Origin of the sequence: Chryseobacterium taiwanense, from assembly GCF_000813825.1 — a bacterium.
Lineage (GTDB): Bacteria > Bacteroidota > Bacteroidia > Flavobacteriales > Weeksellaceae > Chryseobacterium > Chryseobacterium taiwanense.
Genome location: NZ_JWTA01000010.1, coordinates 101,018 through 124,497 on the forward strand (window position 1 = coordinate 101,018; position 23,480 = coordinate 124,497).

A 23,480-nucleotide genomic window follows, 5' to 3' on the forward strand; every position below is an offset into this window, starting at 1 on the left:
TATAATTTAAAAATTAACCGTCTGAAATCTCCATTCCAGTGTATCGATTAATGTGATTTGATTGAATTGTAAAGGTAAATCCGTGATGAGTTTCAAGGTCAGATTGGCCATCATACTTCCCACAATTCCCGGCAATGCACCCAGAACTCCCAGACTGTCACAATCCGGAAGATCTTCATCGAAAGGAGGTTCCGGAAAAATATCTCTTAAGTTCTTGCTTCCATTGTAATTGAAAATGGCAACCTGCCCGGAAAAACCCAGAATACTTCCGAAGATTAAAGGCTTATTGAGTCTGACACAAGTATCATTAACTAAATATCTCGTTTTAAAATTATCTGAGCCATCTACAATTATATCAAACTGAGAAATAATGTCTTCCGCATTTGACTCATCTATTTTTTCTTCAATGGAAATAAATTTCACGCGCTGATTTAAATTTTTCACAAATTCTTTAGCACTTTTTACTTTAGAAATCCCAACAGAGTTTTCATTATGAATGGTTTGTCGGTTCAAATTATGGAGTTCCACCTCATCAAAATCTACAACTCCCAATATTCCGACTCCGGCTGCCGCCAAATATTGGATTACAGGACTTCCCAAACCTCCAGCTCCGATTATCAGAACTTTGGCATTCATAATTTTTCGCTGACCTTCCAAACCGATTTCCTCAATAAAAATCTGCCGGCTGTATCTTGAGAAAACATCTTCGTTTTTCATTTTATTCATTGATTTATCTGCACCATTAAGATATTATTTAGAAGTGAAGAAAAATTAAGTATTCACAAGTGAATAAAATAAGCTGAATGCTAAAAAATATTTTCAACTATTTTCTTAATTATACTTAATTCCTTCATATATTCTTAATGGTTTAAATTTCCTGAAACTCCACTATAAACAGCATCCCAATCTTTCATAATTGGATCATAGCCTGCTTTTTTAATGATATTTTTAATTTCATCCATGCTTCTTTCATCGCTCGTCTCAAACTGTTCTAGGGATTCCTTATCGACCGCATAGCCTCCCGGATTGGTTTTAGAAGCGGCACTCATCGCCGTTGCACCCAGTGAAACAATATGATTTCTGAATTTCTCATTTTCTCTGGTAGAAATAGAGATTTCCAAATCCTCATTCCAGATTCTGTAAGCACAAATTAATTGCAACAAATCTCTGTCTGACATAATAAATTTAGGTTCAATAATTCCTTCTGCCGGTCGAAGTCTTGGAAATGAAACCGAATACCTGCTTTTCCAGTATTGTTTTTGGAGGTAATCAATATGAAGCGCATTGAAAAAACTATCCACTCTCCAGTCTTCCAACCCTAATAAAACCCCCAATCCCATTTTATGAATTCCTGCTTTTCCAATTCTGTCGGGAGTTTCCAGACGAAAATTGAAATTTGATTTTTTTCCTTTCGGATGGTATTCTTTATAGACTTCCTGATGATAGGTTTCCTGATAGACCAACACCGCATTCACACCTGCCTCATGAAGCTGTTGATATTCTTCTTCCGATAAAGGCTGAACTTCAATTGAGATATTAGCAAAATGAGGTTTTAATAATTTAACAGCATTCAGAAAATAATCAATCCCAACTGTTTTATTGGCTTCTCCACTTACCAGCAAAACATGATTCACTCCCATTGACTTTAAAACTGTCGCTTCAATCATCAATTCTGTATCAGTCAGCGTTTTTCTTTTAATGGAATTATCTAGGCTAAAACCGCAATAGGTGCAGATATTCTGACATTCATTACTCAGATACAACGGAGCGTAGAGCTGAATGGTTTTCCCAAAACGTTTCTGGGTAAGTTGTTGGGTCATTTTTGCCATTAGTTCCAACTTCTGAGCAGCAATAGGTGAAAGAAAATTCAGAAAATCCTCGATTGTTTTATTCTTTTTTTGAAGACTTCTTTCTACATCAGATAGCGTTACTTTTTCAAGCCTCGCTTTAATTTCATCCCACTGATAATTTTCAAAAAAATCTTTAAAACTTTTCATAATATTTAACTTTAATCAAACAAAAATGAAGTCAGTGGACTTGATGCTTCTGCGTGTTGTGCAATCGCTCCCAAACCAGCTTCAAAAGCTCTTCTTCCGGCAATCACGCCTTCTTTAAAAGCTAATCCCATATTTACCGGATTTCCTGCAACAGCTATTGCTGTATTTACCAACACTGCATCTGCTCCCATTTCCATAGCTTTTGCCGCATCGGAAGGCGCTCCAATTCCCGCATCTACAACAACCGGAACATTACTTTGACTGATAATAATTTCTAAAAAATCTACAGTTTTCAGCCCTTTATTGGTACCAATTGGCGCTCCTAAAGGCATTACTACCGCAGTTCCCGCATCTTCAAGACGTTTACACAAAACAGGATCAGCATGAATGTATGGCATCACGACAAATCCCAATTTCGCCAATTCTTCTGTTGCATATAAAGTCTCAATTGGATCGGGCAATAAATATTTTGGATCAGGATGAATTTCCAGTTTCACCCAGTTGGTTTCCAGGGCTTCTCTTGCCAATTGTGCAGCTAAAACCGCTTCTTTAGCCGTTCTTGCTCCTGATGTATTGGGTAAAAGGTGAGCTTTTATCGGTTTTAAAGCATTCAATAAATCATCTTCTGAGGATTGTGAATCGATGCGCTTTAAAGCCATTGTTACCATTTCACTTCCTGAAGCGATAATGGAATCTGTCATTTCTGAAAGATTTCCGAATTTTCCTGTTCCTAAAAACAATCTCGATTCGAAAGTTCTGTCTGCTATAATTAAGGGTTGATTTTTCATTGTAAAATGGTTTTAAATTCGTTGATAACTGAAGGCTGATTGGTAATTTGCCCTGAAACTGCAACTCCGTAAATTCCGATTTGCCGTAATAATTCAATATCTTCTAAAACAACTCCGCCAATAGCGAAGATTTTAGGAATTTCTAAGGATCTTTCGTTTAGGTTTTCAATGATTTTCTGATAGCCTTCAAATCCTAAAATCGGGCTCAACTGTTCTTTAGTTGAAGTAAAACGCAGAGGTCCCAAACCTATGTAATCACAAGGTTCGTTCATTCGTTGAAGAACATCTGAAATTGTGTTTGCTGTCCCTCCAATAATTTTATTTTCTCCTAAAATATTTCGTGCAATTTCAATAGAGGTATCTTTTAGTCCTAAATGGACACCATCGGCATCGATATCTTTAGCAATCTGAACATGGTCATTAATGATACAAACCGTCTGATGGTCTAAACATATTTTTTTTGAAATTTCACAAAGTTTGATGAATTCATGTTCAGGAGCATTTTTCCAACGAACCTGAATCCATTTGATTCCGTTATCAAGAGCTTTTCTGATATTTAACTCCTGATCTTCTATGGTGAATCCTTGAGATATGTATTGTAATTTTTCCATTTTTTAATTTGAATGAAATCCCAGCAAAGTAGGGTTACTTGTTAAAAATTTTTCTATGTATTGTTTTCCTTTTCGACAGGCATTTTCTATATTTTCTCCTTTTGCTAGATGACTTGCAATTGCAGAAGAAAGTACACAACCGGATCCATGTTTTGGATAAAAATCAGAAGCTGTATCATTAGGCTCAATGGATATTTCTTGTCCATTTTGAATTAAAATATCTGATCCTATTTTATCTTCTCTATGCCCTCCTTTTATTAAGACTGGACATGAGTTTTCAAAAAGATTGACCTTCTCTAATACTTTATATTCATTATAATTCGGAGTGATCAAATCAATTTGTTTCAGCATATTTTTCAAATCTGAAATTGTATTCAAATCAAAAAAAGAAAACTCGGAAGTGCTTTTCAATACAGGATCCCAAACAATTTTTGCTGTAGCATTCACAGATTTGATCTTTTCTACAATTTGTGTTATAAACTCAGCATCTTTCACCACTCCAATTTTCACAGCCTCAATATGATATTTTTTCATTAAAACCTCCATTGTTGACAGAGCTACGTTCAAAGACTGCCATTCCAAACTCAAACATTCAGACTCGGTCTGAACTGTCATTGCCGTACAAACTCCCACCCCCTGAACCTTTAATTGTTCGAAGGTTTTTATATCTGCCAATAAGCCGGCTCCTCCACTTGGATCGTAACCAGCAATACTCATTACGAAAGGACGTTCTGTCTGCATTTTTTGAAAACTTGTATAGGTTCTTTGCTTTCCCAGATCGCTCCCAGTAAAGCCACTCCGTCAATATTATTGTCGAAAACTTCACGAATATTGTTTTCATCAATTCCCCCCAAAGCAATTAATTTCACATTAGAATGTTCTCTTCTTTTAATCTCATTTAAAATGTCAGAGTTTTCTCCGTACCCTTTTTTAGAAATACTCGGAAAAACAGGGCTTATAAATGAATACTCCCACTCTAACCCTAATTCATTAAAAGTTTCAATATCATGGACTGAAGTAGAGATTATTTTCTCTGGAAAAGATGTAAACAACCCATTCTGTCTGTCAATTTCTCTGAAATAAAATCTTGAAATATTAAAATCCTTTGCTAGCTCATAATGACTGTGTAGAACCAATTGGGAATGAAATTCAGCACCTATCTTTTGAATAAAATTCTTCATTTCTTCCGCATTGATAAAAGGCTTTCTGACATGAAGTAAATTCAATCCTTCCTGAAACAATTCATTAATTATTTCAGTTTCGTTTTGAACCAATTCTTCGGGAGTGATTACGATAATCATATATAAATCTCCTTACCTTTTTCGATGAATTCCTGAGATTTGTCGAACATTCCTTTTTCTGCAGATTCACGGATTTCCTGTGTGATTTTCATTGAACAGAATTTTGGTCCACACATGGAGCAGAAGTGTGCAATTTTTGCTCCGTCCGCAGGAAGGGTTTCATCATGATAAGATCTTGCTGTGTCTGGATCTAATGAAAGATTGAACTGATCCTCCCAACGGAATTCAAATCTTGCTTTACTCAAAGCATTGTCTCTGTATTGTGCTCCGGGATGCCCTTTCGCTAAATCAGCAGCATGAGCGGCCAGTTTATAAGTAATAACCCCAACTTTTACGTCTTCTTTATTGGGTAATCCTAAATGTTCTTTTGGCGTTACATAACACAGCATAGCACAACCGAACCAGCCAATCATCGCTGCTCCGATTCCCGAAGTAATGTGATCGTAACCCGGCGCAATATCGGTCGTTAAAGGCCCCAAAGTATAAAATGGCGCTTCATCACATACTTCCAATTGTTTTTCCATGTTTTCTTTGATCATGTGCATCGGAACGTGACCGGGACCTTCAATCATTACCTGAACATTGTGCTTCCAAGCAATTTTAGTTAATTCACCTAACGTTTCCAGTTCTGCAAACTGTGCTTCATCATTGGCATCGGCAATCGAACCGGGACGAAGCCCATCTCCCAAAGAAAAAGCAACGTCATATTTTTTCATGATCTCACAGATCTCATCAAAATGTGTGTACAAAAAGTTTTCTTTGTGATGAAACAAACACCATTTTGCCATGATAGATCCACCTCTGGAAACGATTCCAGTTACACGTTTTGCAGTTAAATGAATGTATCTCAACAAAACTCCGGCGTGAATTGTGAAATAAGAAACTCCCTGTTCTGCCTGCTCAATTAAAGTATCTTTAAAAATCTCCCAAGTTAAATCTTCGGCAACTCCTTTTACTTTTTCCAATGCCTGATAAATCGGAACAGTACCAATTGGAACCGGACTGTTTCTGATGATCCACTCTCTGGTTTCATGAATATTTTTCCCTGTGGACAAGTCCATAATCGTATCGGCTCCCCATCTGCAAGCCCAAACCGCCTTTTCAACTTCTTCTTCAATACTTGATGAAACAGCACTGTTTCCAATGTTGGCATTAATTTTAACCAGAAAGTTTCTTCCGATAATCATCGGTTCGCTTTCCGGGTGATTGATATTGTTTGGAATGATCGCTCTTCCCGCCGCAATTTCGTCTCTTACAAATTCAGGAGTAATTTTACTTTTGGGAGTTCTTGCACCAAAACTATTTCCTTCATGTTGAAACGCCATATCTTTTGAAACAGAATCCAACTGCTCGATTCTTTGGTTTTCCCTGATCGCAATGTATTCCATTTCGGGAGTAATGATTCCCTGTTTTGCGTAGTATAATTGGGTAACTTCCTGCCCTTCTTTTGCCACTTTCGGTTTGTGATTGTAAGAAAAGCGCAGTTCATCCAGTTTTGAATCAGCAAGACGGGCCTGTCCATACTCTGAGGTAATTCCGTCCAGAATTTCTACATCATTTCGGTCTAAAATCCATTGTTCACGGATTCGTGGCAGCCCTTTTTCAATATCAATTTCAGAATTTTCATCTGTATAAGCTCCCGAAGTATCGTAAACGGTAACGGGAGGATTATGTTCTAGAGTTCCGTTGGATAATTTTGTCGGACTTAGTTCTATTTCGCGCATCGCTACATTGATTGGGTGAATTGTTCCTTCAACATAGATTTTTTTTGAGTTCGGAAACGGCGAACGGGTAATGTTGTGAGCCATATAATGATTGTTTTTATAAAGATTAACCGCCCTGAGTAGCAGTGATAATTAGAATTGAATCTTTGTTGTTAAGAAATGTTTCCGCCCAGAATGACTGCGGAATAATGCGGTTATTGAGTGCTACGGCAATACCTTTTTTCTTTTCAGGTAATTCCATAGCAATAAGTGCTTCCAAATTTTCGGGAAGTACATCAAATGTTCTGAGCGTGTGATTAATTGTGAGTTCCATTCCTAAATTTTTAAATACACTTTAGGAATGCCCAGCATTGTACAATAGAATGTACAGCAAAGTCATCTCACTTTTCCCTACGCTAGTATTGTCTAGAAATCAGGTTCAAAGGGTAAAGTCTCAGCCTGTTCATTTGAACAGACACCCCTAAAGTTTGGACAAAGCTATACATTTTTTTGAAATGCACAAAATTTTGTTTTTTGGATAAAATAAAAGAGCAGTGAATCAACACTGCCCTTTAGATAAAATATTTTGAATTATTTTTTATTTCTTAATCACCTTGATAGATTGTTGAGTCCCATCTTTCATTTCTAAAACCAAAACATAAAGCCCAGAAGAAAGATATTGCAAGTTGATAGACGATTGAGGATTATTAATCGTTCTAATTAACTTCCCTGAAACATCCAGTACTTTAGCAGTTCTTACCAATTCCGATTTATTAATATTGATAATTTCTGTAAACGGATTTGGATGAACTTTTACATTTTCTTTAGCCAAAGCTTCGGAAGTTCCTAAACAAGCTGCTGCATCTACTGTTGCCGTTACTTGCTGACGAGCAGATTCACATTTTGTATTGATTTTCCAATTATAGAAATAATAATAATAAGAAGCACTAGCCCCACTTGTATAGGCAGATGTAATTGAAATAATATCAGATATAGTATAAGGATAAGTATATCCTGTTGTACTCTCCCTTACAAGATAAGTAAGACCTGTCTGACCAGTAACAACTAATCTATACCCTGTACCTACTGACACAGGAAAATCTAAAGCAATGGTATTAAGAACTCCTGTAGACGATACGTTTACATTCACTGTTTTGCTTTGAAGAACAGTTCCTGCGGAATTTTTTAACGCTACGGTAACCGTTCCTGTTGAAGAACTTCCCATTGGATAAACATCAACGGTTTCAATAGTTGTATTAGCTAAAACATTGAATACTAACCCTACATCACTCCAACCATTATTTCCCGTGGTAGACACCGGTACTTCCTTACCTACGTAAACTGTAGATGATGCTGAAGCTGTTGCCCAATAGTTTGTAGTTGCTGTTAATGCAGGTGTTGTAAAAGAAGTTCCTGTTCCTACCTGATTACCATTTGTAGCAGCATCATACCAAGTAACATTTAACCCCGCAGATGTAGAAGCCGTAAGTGCAGCAGTGTTTCCTGGGCAAATTGTTGCTCCCGTTGTAGAAGGTAAACTTAGAGGTTGGCAGAGTGTAGTCACAGCTACAGGACTAGCAATCCATGCACTATAATTACCTGAACCGCAGTTTGATCTAACCCAAACATAATAAGGAGTAAGTTGTGATAAAGAACCAATAGTCGCTGATGTCCCCGTAATATTTGATTGTGTTGGAGGTGTACTACTTGTTGGCGCTATATTGGTGGCATTATAATATACATCATAATTACTTGGAGCCGGTGTAGGAGCTGTCCAGTTGACTGTAATGGAATTTGTTGTAGATGAGCTTGTCGTTACCACCGGAGCAAAACAAGTAGGAGGAGTCCATGTATAAGTAAATCCTGCAGGCGGCATCCCAGATGTAGCACCTGCCGTTGTACTCGTATATTGAGTACTTGCATTATCAGTTCCAGGAGTAGAACTCGTAAACGCTAATGTACTTGCATTTAAACGATTATTATAATCAGAACTTGATGCACCACGAAGCCCAATTTGAACTGCTCCAGAAACATTAGTAGAACCTATAGCAAAAGCGCCACTATTGTATACCATATTAATAACATTACTTGTTTCTTTTAATCTAATTTGGAAAGAAAACGCATAAGCAGAAGTAGTAGAAGTACTATAAGCAGGTCTGAAATTCGTCCATTGAATAATCATTTCCCTATTAGGTGCTGTTCCTACAACCTCTGTTCTGATATCTCCGGTAATCCCGCCCAAACCGGCAAATGTATTCAAACTTTTACCAAATACAGAGACTGCACCGTTGTAAGCTTCTGTTGATGATATTGGAGTCGAATTAGAGGTTCCTGGTGCAGTTGTCCCAAAAGTAATATACCCATTAGAAGAAACCTTAATACTGGAGTAAACCGTACCATTATAATTAAAATTAAAAGGTAATGCTACATCATAGGGTGTTACCTGATACAAACTTGCTGCTGCTGAAGTTCCTGTTGCTGTTGCTAACACTGTTCCAGCAGTAACAGCCGTAAAAGTACTTGTAGACTGGGCAAAAGTATAAGCTTTAGCCTGAGCATCGATGGAAGCGTATGAACCTAGTAAAAATAAGGAGCAGAGCGCTGTTGTTTTCAAGTTCCTAGTTCTGGAATTCTTAAAAACTTTTAAATTGTAAAAATGTTTCATTGGAATTGGATTAAATTAAAAACTTTGACAATTTAACAAAAAAACCAACAAAACAATAAAAAAACAATTATTTATTTATACAAAAAAACAACAAATAGATATTTATTATGAAAAGTTCACAATTAAAACGTTTAATCTTCACAAACTTTCCAAATCGCATCATTTTGCGGAACAGGAGCAATAATTTCTATTTCTTCTTTAGTGACAGGATGAATAAATTCCAGCTTTCTGGCATGAAGATTAATCCCACCGTCAGGATTCGAACGGGGTGAACCGTATTTCAAATCCCCTTTAATAGGAACTCCGGTTTTCGATAACTGGGCACGAATCTGATGATGCCTTCCTGTTTCCAGATCAACTTCCAATAGGAGATAATTGTCTAACGTTTTAATGACATGATAAGTAAGAATTGCTTCTTTTGCACCCTCTGTTGCCTTTGGGAAAACAATCGCCTTATTATTCTTCTCGTTTTTCTTTAAGTAATGAACCAGCCTTTGAGTTTTGGGAATCATTTCTTTCGCTACTACCGCCCAATACGTTTTCTTTATCTCACGATTTTTGACCATTTGAGTCAGGCGAGACAATGCTTTAGACGTTTTCGCATAAATTACCAACCCCGAAGTAGGTCTGTCGATACGATGAACCAAACCGAGGAAAACATTCCCCGGCTTGTCATCTCTTTTTTTTATAAAATTCTTGATGGATTCTAATAAGGATTCATCGCCGGTTTTATCACCTTGTACAAGTTGTCCGACTTTTTTATTGATAACCAAAAGATGGTTATCCTCATAAACAATCTGCTCCTCCATGATTTACTGACGATAAGTAGGCCTGTTTACGATAGAAAGAATAATTCCTCCTAAAAGGCCTATTGTTTTAATCGATTCCAATTTTGTTCCTAATGGAATGAATAAACCTCCAAGTACACAAATGGCAGCTGCAGCGTACATTGCATATACAAAATTCTTATTGCTCAATAAAGGTGCCTGAAGAAAAAAACTAATTCCTATTAAAACATAGAATACTTTGCGTGAAAGTAAATTATTGATTTCCGGAGAAAAGAAATTAAACCACCCTGCCGCAAGACAAATCAGGGCAATAATCGATAAAATTCCTTGGGTAGACTGTTGGTTTCTCATTAATTAATAGCTTTCGTTTTCATTTGGAAAATCTGCACTTTTCACATCTTTTACATATTGAGCAACCGCTCCGGTGATTTCTGTATAAAGATCTAAATATCTTCTTAAAAATTTCGGACTGAAACCTTTATTCATACCAACCATATCGTGATATACCAAAACCTGTCCGTCACAATGAGGACCTGCTCCAATTCCTATGGTCGGGATTGAAATCGCTTCTGTTACTTTTTTTGCTAAATCTGCCGGAATTTTTTCCAACACCACAGAAAAACATCCAAGTTCTTCTAGTAATTGAGCATCAGCAATTAATTTTTCAGCTTCAGCTTCTTCTTTAGCTCTTACCTTATACGTTCCGAATTTATAAATAGATTGCGGCGTTAATCCCAAATGTCCCATCACAGGAATTCCTGCATTGATAATTTTTTTAATTGACTTTGAGATTTCTTTCCCTCCTTCAATTTTCACAGCATGAGCACCTCCTTCCTTCATCATTCTCACCGCAGATTCAAGCGCCTTTTCAGGATTACTCTGATAAGTTCCGAAAGGCAAATCGGCAACTACCAAAGCTCTGTCGGTTCCTCTCACCACACTTTGAGAATGATAAATCATCTGATCTAAAGTAATCGGCAACGTAGTTTCAAAACCCGCCATTACATTAGCTGCAGAATCTCCAATCAAAACAGCATCAATTCCTCCCGCATCCACCATTTTCGCAGTCGTAAAATCGTATGCTGTAAGCATGGTAATTTTTTCCTTGTCGAATTTCATTTTACGCAAGGTTTCAGTGGTAACTTTCTTAATCTCAGAATGAACAGACATAATGTATCTATTTTTTAAAAGTTAAAAAGTCGGCCTTGAGCCGACTTAAAGTTTTGTATGATTTTTATAAAACTACGTGACCTAGTTTCATTAATTTGTCGTGGTTAAGAATCTTAATATTTCGACCGTCTACTTCGATGAGACTGTCTTGTTTAAATTCAGAAATCAGACGGATTGCACTTTCTGTAGCGGTTCCGATAATATTTGCAATTTCTTCTCTCGTTAAAGAAATCTTGATGAACCCTTCCGGATCTACTCCCAATTTCTGTTCAAGAAGCAATAAAATTTCAGCTAGTCTTTCTCTCACTGTTTTCTGTGCCAAGAAAGTGATGGTATTTGAAGATTCTCCTAATTCGTAGGAAATTTTCTGAAGCATTACAAACGAAAGCTGAGGGTCTACTTCCAAAAGGTGCATGAAAACCTCTGAAGGAAGGAAAATACACTCAACATCGGTCATCGCTTCTGCCTTTGCCTGAAAATTTTCTCCACAAAGCAATGCACGATATCCGATGATGTCGCCTTCTTTAATAAATCTTAAAATTTGGTCTTTTCCAAAAGCTCCCGATTTAGACAGTTTAGCGGCACCTTTTTCCAAAACATATACCCCTTTTGGGATTTCTCCGTCTTCGAAAATGATGTCGTGCTTTTGAAAACTCATTTTTTTCTTTACGCTAATGTATTTCTCAAAATCTGCATTAGAAAGTCTTTCTTTGAATGATTTATCATTAAAAACTCTGGCAAATCTTTCTTCAATAGCGAGCTGTTGTTCCTGCGGCATCTTAATATGACATTTATCACAAAAATAGAACTTTTTAACTCGATAAACAAAAAAAATTGTTATAATTTTGTGCTTCAATAATTTATGGAGGTGAGCGAGAACTGTTTTCATTGTGGTCAAGGGATAGAAAAGGAACAAATTCTATTTGACGAAAAAGTTTTTTGTTGCAACGGCTGCAAGTCTGTTTACGAAATTCTGAATACGAATAATTTAAGTAATTTTTACGAGCTCAATAAAAGAGCCGGAATTCGCCCTAGTGATGAAAGCTCTACCCAGTTTGATTATTTAGACACTCCTGAAATTTTTGAAAAGGTTACAGATTTCTCAGAAGGAGGAACCAGTTTGGTTACTTTTAAAATCCCTGTAATCCACTGTTCATCATGCATCTGGCTTTTAGAAAGCCTTCATACTTTAAATAAAAACATTAAATATTCTCAGGTCAACTTTACAAGAAAGACCTTACAGATCTCATTCAATCATAACGAATTAAAATTAAGTGAATTAGCTAATTTTTTAACCAATTTAGGATACAAACCCGTCATCAACCTTGAAACTGCCGACAAAAACGTAGATCATCTTGACAAATCTCTACTGGTAAAATTTGCCATTGCTGCTTTTGCCTTTGGAAACGGAATGTTTCTAGCCTTCCCGGAATATGTAGGTGGAGAAGATTACTGGATGGATCATTACAAAGGACTATTCAGAACATTAATGTGCCTTTTAGCCGTTCCCGTTGTATTTTATTCAGCTTCTGATTATTATAAATCTGCATGGTACGGTTTAAAAAATAAAATCGTCAACATCGATGTTCCTATCGTTTTGGGAATCATTGTTCTTTTCGGACGAAGTGTTTACGAGATCGTAACAGATTACGGACCAGGATATTTTGACACTTTATGTGGACTTTTATTCTTCATGCTTTTAGGTAAAATTTTTCAAAAAAGAACGTATAACGCCCTTTCTTACGACAGAGATTACAAATCTTTCTATCCAATTGCCGTAACCAAGGTTGATTTTGATGGAAAGCAAGACAATATCCTGCTTTCCGAGATAAAAATTGGAGACAGAATTTTGGTTAGAAACCAGGAAATCATTCCTGTTGATGCCATCCTGATCAATGGTGAAGGGAATATTGACAACAGTTTCATCACAGGAGAAAGCGCTACAATTAACAAACAGCCGGGAGATAAAATTTTTGCAGGAGGAAAACAGATTGGTTCTTCTCTGGAACTGGAAGTTATAAAAGATGTTGACCAAAGTTACCTGACTCAGCTTTGGAATAAGGAAGCCTTTAAAAAACACGAGACTGGTCTTGACACACTGACCAACAACATCAGTAAATACTTCACATTCATTATTTTAGGCATTGCTTTAGTTGCGGGAATCTACTGGGCTACAGTAGATTTAGAAAAAATGTTTCAGGTCATTTCTGCGATTTTGATTATTGCTTGTCCTTGTGCGCTCGCTCTGTCTGCTCCGTTCACTTTCGGACACATTATGAGGATTTTAGGTCGAAATAAGTTTTATGTAAAAGACACTTTAACGATCGAGAAAATTGCAAAACTAGACACGATTGTTTTTGACAAAACAGGAACTATTACTCACAGAAAAAAATCGAGTATCAAGTATGAAGGTTCCGAGATCAAAGATTTTGATTTACAAAACATTAAAACGTTATTAAAAAACTCTAATCACCCGCTTTCAAAATCATTATACGAATTCATTGACATCAGTGATGACTATTTCCCTGTTGAGCATTTCGTCGAAATTTCTGGAAAAGGATATGAAGCCAACGTGAGAGGAAATATCTACAAAATTGGTTCTGCAAAATACAACAATCAGGAATCTAAAAATTTAGAAACCGCTGTTTATATCAGCAAAAACAATGAGTTTTTAGGGAAATTCATCTTCAAAAATGAATACCGCCCAAGTCTTAGCAATCTATTCAAAAAGCTTACAGACTACAAAATTTTCATTTTAAGCGGCGATAATTCCTCTGAGGAAAACCAATTAAAAGAACTGATTCCTAACTGCCAAGGAATGGCATTCAACCAAAACCCTGAAGACAAACTGAATTATATCCAAAACCTTCAGAACCAGAATATGAAAGTGGCTATGTTGGGAGACGGACTAAATGATGCAGGAGCTTTAAAACAAAGCAATGTCGGAATTGCCATTGCTGATGATTCCAATAGCTTTACTCCTTCTTCTGACGTCATCATGAATGGAGAAAAAGTAGTTACTTTAGATAAATATCTGAATGTATGCAAAGGCTCGATCACGATTGTAAAAATGACATTTATAATTAGTTTCCTTTACAATGTTATTGGTTTAAGCTACGCAGTTACAGGACATATGCACCCTCTTTTCGCAGCATTAATTATGCCAGCAAGTTCTATCACGGTCGTTTCATTCACCACACTTTCGACTTGGATCTTGGGAAGAAAGCATTTCAAAAAACAGGCTTAAAAGCCCTTATTTAGACTGATTTTAAATTAGCCAAAACCCGTATTTCGTGATGAATGTCATTATTTTTCACTAAATTTGAACCCCGAAAATAGGTTAATTTTGTTGTCAAATGGATATTCTATATTTAATGATCCTATGCAGTGTTTCTTTAGCTGCGATTTTCTTGGTCGTATTTATAGTGTATGCCAAAAAAGGACAGTTTGAAGATGATGAATCTCCTGCTGTCAGAATTCTTTTTGATGATGAGATCAAAAAAGAATACGAAATTGGCAACAAAGAAACAGACGAAAAAGAAATAGGAAAATAATAAAATTGAAGAAAAAAGTGAATAGTTGATATGGAGACACAAAAGTTTAGTTATGACAATAGCATTGTCCGTGCATTCCTCTACGCGACCATAGTATTTGGTCTTATTGGATTCACGTTCGGGCTTACGGCAGCATTAATGCTTTTCTACCCTGAACTTCCCGAATTTTTATTCGGAACTGATGATACAACGATTAAAAGTTTAGCATCGGGGAATATTCAAGGGTTAATAAACACTCATGGTGCGTTCGGATTTGGTAGAATCAGAATGTTGCACACAAACACAGTAATCTTTGCATTCGTATGTAATATCGTTTACACAGGTATTTATTACTCATTACAGAGATTATTAAAAACAAGAATGTACAGCGATACTTTATCTTGGTTACATTTCTGGACTTGGCAGTTTATGATCGTTGCTACGTTCGTTACATTCTTTATGGGTATTAATACTTCTAAAGAATATGCAGAACACGAATGGCCAATCGATATTTTAATTGCGTTCTCTTGGATTATTTTCGGAGCAAACATGTTCTTAACTATTGCAAAAAGAAGAGTAAGACACTTATATGTAGCTATTTGGTTCTACATCGGTACTTGGATTGCAGTAGCTATGCTTCATATCTTCAATAACCTAGAAGTTCCATTATCTTTCACAGGATGGAAATCATATTCAGCTTATGCAGGGGTAAAAGATGCTATCGTACAGTGGTGGTATGGTCACAATGCAGTAGCATTCGTATTAACGACTCCGGTTTTAGGTTTGATGTATTATTTCTTACCAAAAGCTGCAGACAGACCGGTTTTCTCTTATAAACTGTCTATCATTCACTTCTGGTCATTAATTTTCGTATATATTTGGGCTGGTCCTCACCACCTTCAGTATACAGCACTTCCGGCTTGGGCTCAGGCAGTGGGAACAGGTTTCTCAATCATGCTTATTGCACCATCTTGGGGAGGAATGCTAAACGGTCTTCTTACCTTAAGAGGAGCTTGGGATAAAGTAAGAGAAAATCCTATTTTGAAGTTCTTCGTAGTAGCTGTTACTTGTTATGGTATGGCAACATTCGAAGGTCCGCTTTTGGCAACTAAAAATATTAATAAAATTGGTCACTTCACAGACTGGGTTATTGGTCACGTACACTTAGGAGCTCTTGGATGGAATGGTTTCATGGCATTCGGAGTTATCTACTACTTGGTTCCAATCATGTGGAGAACAAAAATTTGGTCTGTAAAATTAGCTAACTGGCATTTCTGGTTAGGGACATTAGGAATTATTTTCTATGCAGTACCAATGTATATTTCAGGATTTACTCAAGGGTTAATGTGGAAACAGTTCAACCCAGACGGAACTTTATTGTGGAAAAACTGGTTAGATACCGTAACTGCAATTATTCCTTACTTTAAAATGAGATTCTTAGGAGGAGCATTCTATATTTCAGGAGCTATCCTAATGATTATAAACGTTGTTGCAACTGTAAGAAAAGGATCATTCCAGAAAGAAGTTCCTGCAGAAGCACCAGCTTTGGCAAACATCAGCAAAAACAGAAAAGAAGGAGAAGGAACTCACCTTTGGTTAGAAAGAACACCAGTATTATTAGGTATTCTATCTTTCTTCACAATTTCAATTGGTAGTTCAGTAGAGATTATCCCTACTCTATCTCTTAAGAAAAGTGTACCTACCATTTCTGCAGTGAAGCCTTATTCACCACTAGAATTAGAAGGTAGAGATATTTATATCAGAGAAGGATGTAACGCTTGTCACTCTCAGATGGTAAGACCATTTAGAGATGAGATTACGAGATTCAACGGTAAAAACGGACAGTACTCAAAAGCAGGAGAGTTTGTATATGACAGGCCGTTCCTTTGGGGATCAAAAAGAACAGGACCGGATTTGCATAGAGAAGGAGGGAAAAACCCAAGTTCTTGGCACTACAAGCACATGTATAACCCAAGATCTACATCTGCAGGTTCTATCATGCCTCGTTACCCTTGGTTAATTGCTACAGACTTAGACAGATCTAAAATGGTAGCTAAACTGCAGTTGATGAAAGGAGCATTTGATGTACCATATACTAAAGCTCAGATTGATTCTGCAAACTCTTGGGCAGATAACCAAGCTAAGAAAATTGTAAAAGATATCTTCTCTGAAGCAAATGACTTGAAACAGGAATATGCAAAGAGACCTGATGTAAAATTGGAGAAAAAAGAAGTTGTAGCTCTTATCTCTTATTTACAAAGATTAGGTACAGATATTAAAACAACTGAAATTAAAACAGCAAGTAATAACTAATAAAACGTTAAAAAGTCTATGATTCCTCAGAACTTTAAAGATATATTATCCAATACAGAAAATGCTGGTTTTTACCAGACACTGGCTCTGATTTTCTTTATCCTGTTCTTCGTAGCTTTGATAATATATGTTTTTAGCAGACCTAAAAAATATTACAAAGAAGAAGAAGAGGCGCCTCTGCAGGATGATGAAGATGATTTTAATTTAAAAAATTAAACTATTTATTATGAAACAAAGAACACCGGTTGTTGTAAACATTTTAATAATAATTGGACTTCTAATAGTTTTTTATTATTTGTTTGTACAAAGCTACTCGTTTTTAACGTCTCCTTATTTCTGGGGAACTGTAGTCATAAGTGCAATCTTGGCTTACATTCACAGTGCAATTGGAGATTTAATTGAAAATAATAAATTCAAAAAGCTATCTGATGAAGAAAAAGCAGCATACTTAGCAGAAAAGAAAGTTCCTTTCTTAAAAAGAATGTATGATGCAGCTTTCAAAAAGCAATCTGATACAGAAGAAAAAGATATCCTTATTGACCATGGTTTCGACGGAATTATGGAGTTGGATAACCAATTACCAAAATGGTGGGTAGGTTTATTCTATTTTGGGACTGCTTTTTGTATTGTATATGTTGCAGCATTCTCTTTCACAGATTTCGCTCACCCGTTAAGCGAATATGAAAAAGAATATAAAGAGCAATTGGCAAGCATTGCAGAATATGAAGCAAGCCAACCTCCTGTAACAATTGAAACAGCTAAATATTCAGCTGATAACATTGCAGAAGGTAAAGAATTATTTAAAACAAACTGTGCGTCTTGTCACAAAGAAGATGGTAGTGGTGGTATCGGACCAAACTTGACCGATAACTTCTGGATCAACCAGCCGGAGAAAACATTATTCAAAAACGTTTTCCATATGGACTGGAATGGTTCTCCTACAAACCCAGCGATGAGACCATTCGGGAAAAACGGAGAAGTTTCTGGTGCTGAAATTGAGAAGATTGCAGCGTATGTATATCACATCAACCAAGAACAACCTCCAGTGACACCAGCTCAAGGTGGTGCAGCTCCTCAGGGAACAGAAGCACATTGGGAAAAAGAATAATTTTTTTTTAAAATTAAAACATATGAAAAAACATAATTGGTTATTAGAATAAAATAGTAACGAATTATGTTTTTCTTTTTTTAAACATATTACAAAATGTCAGATATAGAAGAAATAGAAGCAAGAGGCGGACAAGGACAGGTACTTGATCCCGAAACTTACAGAGACTCTATTGGCACAATGGAACAGTCGGGAAAAAGAAAATGGGTTTTCCCGAGAAAACCAAAAGGTAAGTATACCAACTATAGAAATATAGTAAGTTATATTTTACTTGTTATTTATTTTGCATTACCATTTATAAAGATTAATGGAAATCCTTTGATCTTATTTAACGTTATTGATAGAGAGTTCTTCATTTTTGGACAACCCTTCTATCCTCAAGACTTTTTCATCCTTACTTTAGGAGCCATTACTTCTCTTATTTTTATTATTGTATTTACGATTGCATTCGGAAGAATTTTCTGCGGGTGGATATGCCCTCAGACAATTTTTATGGAATCGATATTTCGTAAAATAGATTACCTTATTGAAGGAGACAGAAATAAGCAGATGAAACTGGACCGACAGGAGTGGAATAGTGAAAAGATCTGGAAGAGAAGTTTGAAATGGACTATTTTCATTATTATTTCCCTCATCATTACCCATTTCATGTTCATGTATATTGTAGGGTATAAGGAAGTATTCAATATTGTATCGCAAGGGCCGTTTGCTAATCCTACCAATTTTATGGTAATGATTCTGTTTACTGCAGCTTTCTATTTTGTTTTTGCTTGGTTTAGAGAACAGGTTTGTACATTGGTTTGCCCTTACGGAAGACTTCAAGGGGTATTAATCGATAAAGATACCATCAATGTATTTTACGATTTTAAACGTGGAGAGGGAAGATCGAAATGGAGAAAAGGGGAAGACAGAAAAGCTGTAGGAAAAGGAGACTGTATAGATTGCCATCAATGTGTGGTAGTTTGTCCTACAGGTATTGACATCAGAGACGGACAACAGTTGGAATGTATCAACTGTACTGCATGTATTGATGCTTGTGACGAAGTCATGGAAAAAGTAGGGCTACCGAAAGGATTGATCAGATATGCTTCCGAAAACGAAATTGAAAAAGAAACTCCATTTAAGTTTACAGGAAGAATGAAAGGTTTTGCCATTCTTCTTTTAGCATTGGTAGGGTTCCTAGGTTATCTGTTATCCAGCCGTGGAGAAATGGAAGCTAAATTCATAAAACCTGCGGGAAGTACATTCTTTGTAAGAGACGGCAAAATTACCAATACCTACAATTATACATTCTTAAATAAAACGAATGATAAAAAAGTAGTAACTATAAAAGTAATCGAGCCAAAACACGGAGAAATTATTTACAGTGCTTCCAGCAAAATTACAGTAGAAAGAGATAAGATCACAAAAGGGACTATCAATATTAGCTTCCCTGAAAACGAAATGAAATTATCGAAACAAAATATTACTATAGGCGTTTATGATATGAAAGGTAAGCTTGTTGATTCTTACCAGACATATTTTGAAGGACCTTTTAAATTACAATTTTAATTTTTAGTATGAAAAACTTTAGTTGGGGACACGGTATTGTAATTGCACTGGCTGCATTCATTATTTTTATTCTGTCAATGATGTTTCTTTTCACAAACGGACAGAAAAATTCTGAAATGGTAACGGATAATTATTATGAAGAAGAGCTGAAATACCAAGATGTAATTGATGCTAAAAAAAGAGCCGATGATTTGCAGGAAAAACCTGTATACAAACAAGATAAATCCGGAATTGTAATTTCTTTTCCTAAAGATTACGACAATTCCAACACTACGGTAAAATTTGTTTTAAACAGAACCGACGACCAGAATTTAGATATACACAGAACTGTACAGCTTGATGCCAATAAATCTTTTACCATTCCTACTCAGGTTTTAAAACTGGGAAATTATACGTTGAGATTGACTTGGACCAGAGACAAAACAGATTACAGAATGGACTATGATGTGATATGGAAATAGCACTTATTGTATCGGCAATCGGTTTAGGCTTTGCATCCGGATTTCACTGTATCGGAATGTGCGGCCCTATTGCTTTGTCGATGGGATTAACTAAAAAGCAGGCTACCAATTATTACCTTCAAAATCTGACGTACCAGTTCGGAAGAATATTTACTTATTCCCTTTTGGGCGCGATCTTAGGAATTATTGGAGAAGGTTTTGAAATGGCGGGTTTTCAAAAATACTTGACCATTTTAGTGGGAGTTCTGCTGATTATTATGGCCTTATTTTCTTTTGGAGGAAAAGATTTTGCTTCAAAGATTCCTTTCTTTTCTAAATTTTTATTTTCTGTAAAATCGAATTTAGGAAAACTTCTTCAGAAGGCAGATTACCGCTCCAGATTTACAACAGGTATTCTCAATGGGTTTTTACCTTGCGGAATGGTGTATATGGCATTAACGGCTAGTTTAGCAAGCGGAGGAATATGGCAGGGAGCTTTATATATGTCTTTATTCGGATTGGGAACCCTCCCTTTTATGTTTGCAATTGTTTTGGTAGGAAATCTCATGAATCAGGCTTTTAGAGTAAAAGTTTTAAAAGTCATTCCTGTCGTAATGATTGTCTTAGGAGGATTATTCATTCTTCGTGGTTTGGAGCTCGGAATTCCTTACATCTCTCCTCCTGCGGATGCAATGTCTGTTTCTAAAGATAATCAGGGAGATTGTCATTTACCCGGAGATCACAGTACCCATAATCACAACAACACAAATTGTCATTAATTTATAAATCAAATACACCTATGAAAAAGATTTTATTTTTACTTGTAATCAGCCTTTTTACCTTACAATCGTGTACGGTAAACTCGGAAATTGTTTATCACAAAGATGCAGCATCTACAGCATTAATGGATATTGATATGAAAGAAGCCATGACCATGTTCAAATCATTGATGCCGGATTCTGTAAAAAATGATAAAAAAGAACTTGCCGAATTGGAAAAGCTACCAAGAACATGGACTAGTCTTTATGAAATGGAAAAGAAAGAGGGCAAACTAAAAACAACCAACCCCGATTCTATCAAAATCATGAAAAAGGTATTCATGAAATCTAATTTTGATAAAGATGAGCTATCCGGTTTCTCTATGAAGATGGATCATTTTACAAAAGCAGATTACAATACCATCAGCAATATGTCTAAAAAAGACAAGCTTCCTGTTGATCAGATGGCATTAAATATGTGGGATGGCAAAACACTTACCATAGATACAGAAAATTTGAATATTAACGGTTTTAAAGATATTCTTTCAGGTAAAGATCTTCCAGGAGGAGAAAGCCTTGATTTGGATGATCCTGCCGATAATAATCAATCAGCGTTATCTCTGATGAAAATGATGCTGAAAAAAATGAGTACAACTTTAAAGTTTGAAAATAAAATAAAGTCCATCTCCGGAAAACATGACTGGATTACCAAAGTAGATGATCACACCATAAGAGTGGATTACAATTTGGATGAAATGTTCGGAGATTCCAAAAAACAGCTTACAAATTCAGATAAGAAAATAGTTATTGTCACTGAATAAAAAACAAACCCACCAGAGAATTCCGGTGGGTTTTTATATAAAATATAGTATGATTAGTTAATCAAATCGAATCTTGCATATTCAGCAATCTTCTTAGGAAGTTTAATTCCTTCCGCAGTCTGGTTATTCTCAAGCAATGCAGCCATAATTCTTGGTAAAGCCATTGCAGAACCGTTTAAGGTATGAACTAACTGAGATTTACCATCCGCTTTATAACGGCATTTCAATCGGTTTGCCTGGAAAGTTTCAAAATTGGAAACAGAACTTACTTCCAACCACATTTCTTGAGCTGCACTCCATACTTCAAAATCGTATGTCATGGCAGAAGCAAAACCTGTATCTCCTCCACAAAGTCTTAATACTCTGTAAGGAAGCTCAAGATCTGTTAAAATCTCTTTGATATGCTCTACCATTTCTTCCAGAACAGCATAAGAATTCTCCGGTTTTTCAATTCTTACGATTTCCACCTTTTCAAACTGGTGAAGACGGTTTAACCCTCTTACGTGAGCTCCGTAGCTACCTGCTTCTCTTCTGTAACACTGAGAGAATGCTGTATTTTTGATCGGAAGGTCTTTCTCTTCCAATAAAACATCACGGTATAAATTCGTTACAGGAACTTCTGCTGTAGGGATTAAATATAAATCATCAGCTCCAACGTGATACATCTGACCTTCTTTATCCGGCAACTGCCCCGTTCCATATCCTGAAGCTTCATTCACAACGTGAGGAGGATTTACTTCCATATATCCTTTTTCAACATTCTTATCTAAAAAATACTGAACCAAAGCTCTCTGCAATCTCGCTCCTTTTCCTAAATATACAGGAAAACCAGCTCCGGCAATTTTAACTCCCAATTCAAAATCGATAAGGTTGTATTTTTTTGCAAGCTCCCAGTGAGGAATTGCTCCCTCTCCTAATCCTTCCACATCATGGGACTGATAAATAGTTTCATTATCATCTGCAGAAGCACCATTCTTCACCAATTCATTCGGAATGTTCGGAAGCTGATACAAAATATCCAGCAAAGCTTTTTCTTTTACATCCAATTGAGATTTCAATTCCGACGTCGACTCTTTGTATTGTGCTGTTTTAGATTTTGCGGATTCAGCTTCTTCTTTTTTCCCTTCTTTCATCAATATTCCGATTTCTTTGGAGATTTTGTTGATTTCGGAAAGCTGGGAATCTAGTTCAAACTGAATTTTTTTTCTTTCTTCGTCAGTAGCAATAGCCTCGTCTACCAACTCAAGATTCTTGAATTGTCTTTTTTTAAGACCTTCTAAAACGCGTTCCTTATTGTCGCGCAAAAAATTGACTTGTAACATAAAAGTTTAAAGTTTAAGGTTCAATAGTAGATACATTAAATCTGAAAATCATTGGTTTCAAACTTAAAACATTGAACAGTTTATGCAAATTTAAGATTATTTTATGATTGTAACCTCATTCGGTTCATTAGGTGTCTTCGAGAATTTCAAAACTTTATTGTAATACACTTTCGAAACCTCAAAAACGGAAGGATTCACTCTGTAGTAGATTTCCAATGTATCAATATCTACAGGAGCTGTTGTTGTCTCCGATGTTTTTTTAGTCAGAGAAACCTGTATTTCCGATCGATAAATTTTATTTTCAGGATCACTGTCATCATAAAGAACCCTTGTTGCTCCTGCTGTATATTCAGCATAATAGGTAGAATCAGCAAGCATTTTACGACTAAAACTTACCGTGGCAACATCAGTATCTGCCAATTCATCATTCCATGAAACACCCGTATAAGAACCCACTTTAGTAGGATTTAATAAATCTTTCCCTGAAGAATCTTTTATATACAGATTAAAAATCTGATCGATTTTCTGTAAAGAATCATCGTCACTTCCACAGCTTAGAAGTGTTAACAAACCAATTAGCATTCCCCAAAAAGATTTCTTCATCCCACAAA

General features: G+C 36.1%; 24 protein-coding genes and 1 riboswitch. Of the genes, 9 read left to right on the forward strand and 15 right to left on the reverse strand.

What is annotated here, in order from left to right; translation table 11 throughout:
- Nucleotides 1–6 precede the first annotated feature (6 nt).
- The 13 genes from RM51_RS12660 to RM51_RS12720 all read right to left on the reverse strand — a co-directional run bounded on the left by RM51_RS12660 (nt 7) and on the right by RM51_RS12720 (nt 11,801).
- Nucleotides 7–717 (reverse strand): HesA/MoeB/ThiF family protein, encoded by a 711-nt coding sequence (locus RM51_RS12660; protein ID WP_039370326.1) that lies wholly within the window; start codon nt 715–717, stop codon nt 7–9.
- 143 nt (nt 718–860) lie between these two features.
- Nucleotides 861–1,997, reverse strand: a complete 1,137-nt coding sequence (gene thiH / locus RM51_RS12665) for a 2-iminoacetate synthase ThiH (protein ID WP_039370015.1) — start codon at nt 1,995–1,997, stop codon at nt 861–863.
- Between the two features lie 11 nt (nt 1,998–2,008).
- Nucleotides 2,009–2,785 (reverse strand): thiazole synthase, encoded by a 777-nt coding sequence (locus tag RM51_RS12670; protein WP_039370017.1) that lies wholly within the window; start codon nt 2,783–2,785, stop codon nt 2,009–2,011.
- The gene (gene thiE / locus RM51_RS12675; RefSeq protein WP_039370021.1) at nt 2,782–3,396 is read right to left on the reverse strand and encodes a thiamine phosphate synthase; all 615 of its coding nucleotides are present in this window, start codon (nt 3,394–3,396) and stop codon (nt 2,782–2,784) included. The genes RM51_RS12670 and thiE overlap by 4 nt, the downstream gene beginning before the upstream one ends.
- A 3-nt stretch (nt 3,397–3,399) precedes the next feature.
- Nucleotides 3,400–4,137, reverse strand: coding sequence for a hydroxymethylpyrimidine/phosphomethylpyrimidine kinase (locus RM51_RS12680; RefSeq protein WP_039370024.1), 738 nt, complete (start codon nt 4,135–4,137; stop codon nt 3,400–3,402).
- Nucleotides 4,113–4,697 (reverse strand): thiamine phosphate synthase, encoded by a 585-nt coding sequence (locus tag RM51_RS12685; protein ID WP_039370028.1) that lies wholly within the window; start codon nt 4,695–4,697, stop codon nt 4,113–4,115. The genes RM51_RS12680 and RM51_RS12685 overlap by 25 nt, the downstream gene beginning before the upstream one ends.
- Complete coding sequence (gene thiC / locus RM51_RS12690) at nt 4,694–6,505, reverse strand: phosphomethylpyrimidine synthase ThiC (protein WP_039370031.1); 1,812 nt, start codon at nt 6,503–6,505, stop codon at nt 4,694–4,696. The genes RM51_RS12685 and thiC overlap by 4 nt, the downstream gene beginning before the upstream one ends.
- Nucleotides 6,506–6,527: 22 nt before the next feature.
- A complete protein-coding gene (gene thiS, locus RM51_RS12695) occupies nt 6,528–6,734 on the reverse strand; it encodes a sulfur carrier protein ThiS (protein ID WP_039370032.1) in 207 nt (68 codons plus the stop codon).
- Nucleotides 6,735–6,791: 57 nt separating this feature from the next.
- A riboswitch (TPP riboswitch) is annotated at nt 6,792–6,893 on the reverse strand.
- A gap of 105 nt (nt 6,894–6,998) precedes the next feature.
- Nucleotides 6,999–9,065: an Ig-like domain-containing protein gene (locus RM51_RS12700; protein WP_039370034.1), complete on the reverse strand. Its 2,067-nt coding sequence runs from the start codon at nt 9,063–9,065 to the stop codon at nt 6,999–7,001.
- A 131-nt stretch (nt 9,066–9,196) separates the two neighbouring features.
- The gene (locus tag RM51_RS12705) at nt 9,197–9,877 is read right to left on the reverse strand and encodes an RluA family pseudouridine synthase (protein ID WP_039370037.1); all 681 of its coding nucleotides are present in this window, start codon (nt 9,875–9,877) and stop codon (nt 9,197–9,199) included.
- Nucleotides 9,878–10,204 carry a hypothetical protein gene (locus RM51_RS12710; protein ID WP_039370040.1) on the reverse strand — a complete coding sequence of 109 codons (327 nt, stop codon included), beginning with the start codon at nt 10,202–10,204 and terminating at the stop codon, nt 9,878–9,880.
- 3 nt (nt 10,205–10,207) lie between these two features.
- The gene (gene panB / locus RM51_RS12715; RefSeq protein ID WP_039370043.1) at nt 10,208–11,023 is read right to left on the reverse strand and encodes a 3-methyl-2-oxobutanoate hydroxymethyltransferase; all 816 of its coding nucleotides are present in this window, start codon (nt 11,021–11,023) and stop codon (nt 10,208–10,210) included.
- Nucleotides 11,024–11,087: 64 nt separating this feature from the next.
- Nucleotides 11,088–11,801: a Crp/Fnr family transcriptional regulator gene (locus RM51_RS12720; RefSeq protein WP_039370046.1), complete on the reverse strand. Its 714-nt coding sequence runs from the start codon at nt 11,799–11,801 to the stop codon at nt 11,088–11,090.
- A gap of 90 nt (nt 11,802–11,891) precedes the next feature.
- Here RM51_RS12720 and RM51_RS12725 point away from each other — a divergent pair, with 90 nt between their 5' ends.
- The 9 genes from RM51_RS12725 to RM51_RS12765 all read left to right on the forward strand — a co-directional run bounded on the left by RM51_RS12725 (nt 11,892) and on the right by RM51_RS12765 (nt 21,547).
- Nucleotides 11,892–14,270: a heavy metal translocating P-type ATPase gene (locus RM51_RS12725; RefSeq protein WP_039370330.1), complete on the forward strand. Its 2,379-nt coding sequence runs from the start codon at nt 11,892–11,894 to the stop codon at nt 14,268–14,270.
- A 109-nt stretch (nt 14,271–14,379) separates the two neighbouring features.
- Nucleotides 14,380–14,577 (forward strand): cbb3-type cytochrome oxidase assembly protein CcoS, encoded by a 198-nt coding sequence (gene ccoS, locus RM51_RS12730; RefSeq protein ID WP_039370049.1) that lies wholly within the window; start codon nt 14,380–14,382, stop codon nt 14,575–14,577.
- 30 nt (nt 14,578–14,607) lie between these two features.
- Nucleotides 14,608–16,869 (forward strand): cytochrome-c oxidase, cbb3-type subunit I, encoded by a 2,262-nt coding sequence (gene ccoN / locus RM51_RS12735; protein WP_039370053.1) that lies wholly within the window; start codon nt 14,608–14,610, stop codon nt 16,867–16,869.
- A gap of 18 nt (nt 16,870–16,887) precedes the next feature.
- A complete protein-coding gene (locus RM51_RS12740) occupies nt 16,888–17,085 on the forward strand; it encodes a cbb3-type cytochrome oxidase subunit 3 (RefSeq protein WP_039370054.1) in 198 nt (65 codons plus the stop codon).
- Nucleotides 17,086–17,095: 10 nt separating this feature from the next.
- The gene (locus RM51_RS12745; RefSeq protein WP_039370055.1) at nt 17,096–17,977 is read left to right on the forward strand and encodes a cbb3-type cytochrome c oxidase N-terminal domain-containing protein; all 882 of its coding nucleotides are present in this window, start codon (nt 17,096–17,098) and stop codon (nt 17,975–17,977) included.
- A 96-nt stretch (nt 17,978–18,073) separates the two neighbouring features.
- Entirely contained in the window at nt 18,074–19,528 is a 1,455-nt protein-coding gene (gene ccoG / locus RM51_RS12750; protein ID WP_039370057.1) for a cytochrome c oxidase accessory protein CcoG, read from the forward strand.
- A gap of 8 nt (nt 19,529–19,536) precedes the next feature.
- Nucleotides 19,537–19,989 carry a FixH family protein gene (locus tag RM51_RS12755; protein WP_039370060.1) on the forward strand — a complete coding sequence of 151 codons (453 nt, stop codon included), beginning with the start codon at nt 19,537–19,539 and terminating at the stop codon, nt 19,987–19,989.
- Nucleotides 19,980–20,747, forward strand: a complete 768-nt coding sequence (locus RM51_RS12760; RefSeq protein WP_039370064.1) for a sulfite exporter TauE/SafE family protein — start codon at nt 19,980–19,982, stop codon at nt 20,745–20,747. The genes RM51_RS12755 and RM51_RS12760 overlap by 10 nt, the downstream gene beginning before the upstream one ends.
- A gap of 20 nt (nt 20,748–20,767) precedes the next feature.
- A complete protein-coding gene (locus RM51_RS12765; protein WP_039370066.1) occupies nt 20,768–21,547 on the forward strand; it encodes a hypothetical protein in 780 nt (259 codons plus the stop codon).
- A 53-nt stretch (nt 21,548–21,600) separates the two neighbouring features.
- Here RM51_RS12765 and serS read toward each other — a convergent pair whose 3' ends face one another.
- Entirely contained in the window at nt 21,601–22,869 is a 1,269-nt protein-coding gene (gene serS / locus RM51_RS12770; RefSeq protein ID WP_039370069.1) for a serine--tRNA ligase, read from the reverse strand.
- A 96-nt stretch (nt 22,870–22,965) separates the two neighbouring features.
- Nucleotides 22,966–23,472 carry a hypothetical protein gene (locus RM51_RS12775; protein WP_039370072.1) on the reverse strand — a complete coding sequence of 169 codons (507 nt, stop codon included), beginning with the start codon at nt 23,470–23,472 and terminating at the stop codon, nt 22,966–22,968.
- Between the last annotated feature and the right edge of the window lie 8 nt (nt 23,473–23,480).

Excerpts from the sequence above, each read along its gene's own strand:
- RM51_RS12680 (WP_039370024.1), bottom strand. The coding sequence starts at position 4,137 with ATGCAGACAGAACGTCCTTTCGTAATGAGTATTGCTGGTTACGATCCA.
- thiH (WP_039370015.1), bottom strand. The coding sequence starts at position 1,997 with ATGAAAAGTTTTAAAGATTTTTTTGAAAATTATCAGTGGGATGAAATT.
- RM51_RS12660 (WP_039370326.1), bottom strand. The coding sequence starts at position 717 with ATGAAAAACGAAGATGTTTTCTCAAGATACAGCCGGCAGATTTTTATT.
- panB (WP_039370043.1), bottom strand. The coding sequence starts at position 11,023 with ATGTCTGTTCATTCTGAGATTAAGAAAGTTACCACTGAAACCTTGCGT.
- ccoS (WP_039370049.1), top strand. The coding sequence starts at position 14,380 with ATGGATATTCTATATTTAATGATCCTATGCAGTGTTTCTTTAGCTGCG.
- RM51_RS12760 (WP_039370064.1), top strand. The coding sequence starts at position 19,980 with ATGGAAATAGCACTTATTGTATCGGCAATCGGTTTAGGCTTTGCATCC.
- RM51_RS12710 (WP_039370040.1), bottom strand. The coding sequence starts at position 10,204 with ATGAGAAACCAACAGTCTACCCAAGGAATTTTATCGATTATTGCCCTG.
- RM51_RS12700 (WP_039370034.1), bottom strand. The coding sequence starts at position 9,065 with ATGAAACATTTTTACAATTTAAAAGTTTTTAAGAATTCCAGAACTAGG.
- serS (WP_039370069.1), bottom strand. The coding sequence starts at position 22,869 with ATGTTACAAGTCAATTTTTTGCGCGACAATAAGGAACGCGTTTTAGAA.
- RM51_RS12685 (WP_039370028.1), bottom strand. The coding sequence starts at position 4,697 with ATGATTATCGTAATCACTCCCGAAGAATTGGTTCAAAACGAAACTGAA.
- thiS (WP_039370032.1), bottom strand. The coding sequence starts at position 6,734 with ATGGAACTCACAATTAATCACACGCTCAGAACATTTGATGTACTTCCC.
- RM51_RS12720 (WP_039370046.1), bottom strand. The coding sequence starts at position 11,801 with ATGCCGCAGGAACAACAGCTCGCTATTGAAGAAAGATTTGCCAGAGTT.
- RM51_RS12775 (WP_039370072.1), bottom strand. The coding sequence starts at position 23,472 with ATGAAGAAATCTTTTTGGGGAATGCTAATTGGTTTGTTAACACTTCTA.
- ccoN (WP_039370053.1), top strand. The coding sequence starts at position 14,608 with ATGGAGACACAAAAGTTTAGTTATGACAATAGCATTGTCCGTGCATTC.
- RM51_RS12740 (WP_039370054.1), top strand. The coding sequence starts at position 16,888 with ATGATTCCTCAGAACTTTAAAGATATATTATCCAATACAGAAAATGCT.
- RM51_RS12755 (WP_039370060.1), top strand. The coding sequence starts at position 19,537 with ATGAAAAACTTTAGTTGGGGACACGGTATTGTAATTGCACTGGCTGCA.
- thiE (WP_039370021.1), bottom strand. The coding sequence starts at position 3,396 with ATGGAAAAATTACAATACATATCTCAAGGATTCACCATAGAAGATCAG.
- thiC (WP_039370031.1), bottom strand. The coding sequence starts at position 6,505 with ATGGCTCACAACATTACCCGTTCGCCGTTTCCGAACTCAAAAAAAATC.
- RM51_RS12670 (WP_039370017.1), bottom strand. The coding sequence starts at position 2,785 with ATGAAAAATCAACCCTTAATTATAGCAGACAGAACTTTCGAATCGAGA.
- ccoG (WP_039370057.1), top strand. The coding sequence starts at position 18,074 with ATGTCAGATATAGAAGAAATAGAAGCAAGAGGCGGACAAGGACAGGTA.
- RM51_RS12745 (WP_039370055.1), top strand. The coding sequence starts at position 17,096 with ATGAAACAAAGAACACCGGTTGTTGTAAACATTTTAATAATAATTGGA.
- RM51_RS12765 (WP_039370066.1), top strand. The coding sequence starts at position 20,768 with ATGAAAAAGATTTTATTTTTACTTGTAATCAGCCTTTTTACCTTACAA.